Source organism: Kitasatospora sp. NPDC028055, from assembly GCF_040637885.1.
Lineage (GTDB): Bacteria > Actinomycetota > Actinomycetes > Streptomycetales > Streptomycetaceae > Kitasatospora.
The window spans coordinates 1-1,535 of the sequence record NZ_JBEZXE010000114.1 but is presented as its reverse complement, the minus strand read 5'-3'; the positions used below and the strand labels follow the sequence as shown (position 1 = coordinate 1,535).

The following is a 1,535-nucleotide window of genomic DNA, read 5'->3' as shown; positions in this document are numbered from 1 at the left end:
TCACCTATGCCATCTGCCATACTTTAGGGGTTAGGCCTTAATCCCTCATTGTCGTGATGCGTTTTTGATAATACATCACGGCATTGCTTGCTTTATGAAAGCGTTCTAATTCCACTTAGTTATACTCATTAAACATGATGAGCGGAGCTCAATCACTCAGCGAGTATTTATCCTTAAAAAGTACCGTACCTTACTACGATATGCCACCTTGGAAAGAGGGCGTTGCTGAAGGCATAATCAAGCACGCAAAAAAATACGGTACTGAAGATGCCATGACGTCTAAAATCAGTGGTTACACACTTGATGGCGATATTAGGGCTTCCTATTTAAATGCGGCCCAGTATATTCCACCAACCCTAAACCAATTAAATTAGCTAAAGAAGAAGCAACTAATAAGGAGATTGCTAGTTTAAAATCCGACGATGAAATCCGTGAATTCATTACACCAAAAAATGAATGGGAAAAATGGGATCAATGGAAAGCAAATCAATAAAAAAATCATAACCACCCGCATAGCGGGTGGTTTGCTCTAGCCCTATAAGGGCTTATTACCGACTGCGCCTAAATGACGCTGCTTTCTCTTCGTTCAAGCTAAGTGTCTTTGCTACTTTGTCTTACCCCTTGAAGGGGTCTATATGCTCTTTCGTACTCAGTTTATCTGACATTAAATCTGACTTTTCTTGCTCTCTGATATACTTCTGAATTGTTGCTTCATTTAACCCTACCGTACTTACATAGTAGCCTTCTGACCAAAACTTTCTATTGCCAAATTTATATTTTAAATTCGCATGTCTATCAAAGATCATCAACGAACTTTTACCCTTCAAATACCCCATAAAGCTTGAAACACTTAACTTTGGGGGAATACTGACTAGCATATGAACATGATCTGGCATCAGATGCCCTTCGATTATTTCAACACCTTTATACTTACAAAGGTCTCGTAATATCTCACCCACACTTGAACGAATATTATTAAAAATCACTTTCCGTCTGAATTTCGGCGAAAAGACGATATGGTATTTACACAGCCACTTTGTATGCGCTGAGCTTTGTGCTTTAATGCCCATAAACACCTTTCCTTATTTAAGTTACGAATATTAGCTTGAACATCTATATCGTAACGGAAAGGTGTTTTTCTTGGTATAACCCTTTGACTCCACCCGCAAAGCAGGTGGTTTTATGTTTAAGACGCTAACGCGACTTAAACTGGCTAAAGCCATAAGTAAAAAGGTTACCTTAATAGGTAACCTTTCAATTCTCAGCTAAATCGGTAACTCGCTACTAACCTGTATTACGCATTCCTGCCGCAACACCAGCAATAGTCACCATCAGTGCTTGTTCAACACGTGGATCTGGGTGTTCTTGTTGGCGAGAACGGTGCAGCAATTCTGCCTGCAACACGTTAAGTGGATCGGTATATACGTTACGCAGGGCGATAGACTCGGCAATCCACGGTAAATCCGCCATAAGTGCTTCGTCTTTCGATACCGCCAGCACACTCTTAATATCATCCGATAACAGGTCACGCACTT

General features: G+C 40.5%; 3 protein-coding genes. 1 reads left to right on the top strand and 2 read right to left on the bottom strand.

The window, feature by feature from the left end:
* Positions 1 to 134: 134 nt before the first annotated feature.
* The gene (locus AB0F71_RS39870; RefSeq protein WP_272681536.1) at positions 135 to 374 is read left to right on the top strand and encodes a hypothetical protein; all 240 of its coding nucleotides are present in this window, start codon (positions 135 to 137) and stop codon (positions 372 to 374) included.
* A 240-nt stretch (positions 375 to 614) separates the two neighbouring features.
* Here AB0F71_RS39870 and tnpA read toward each other — a convergent pair whose 3' ends face one another.
* Together tnpA and AB0F71_RS39860 are read right to left on the bottom strand one after the other, a co-directional pair.
* Entirely contained in the window at positions 615 to 1,070 is a 456-nt protein-coding gene (gene tnpA / locus AB0F71_RS39865; protein WP_272680812.1) for an IS200/IS605 family transposase, read from the bottom strand.
* A 214-nt stretch (positions 1,071 to 1,284) separates the two neighbouring features.
* On the bottom strand, positions 1,285 to 1,535 hold a 251-nt coding region (locus tag AB0F71_RS39860), incomplete at its 5' end, for a phosphoenolpyruvate carboxylase (protein WP_360246225.1).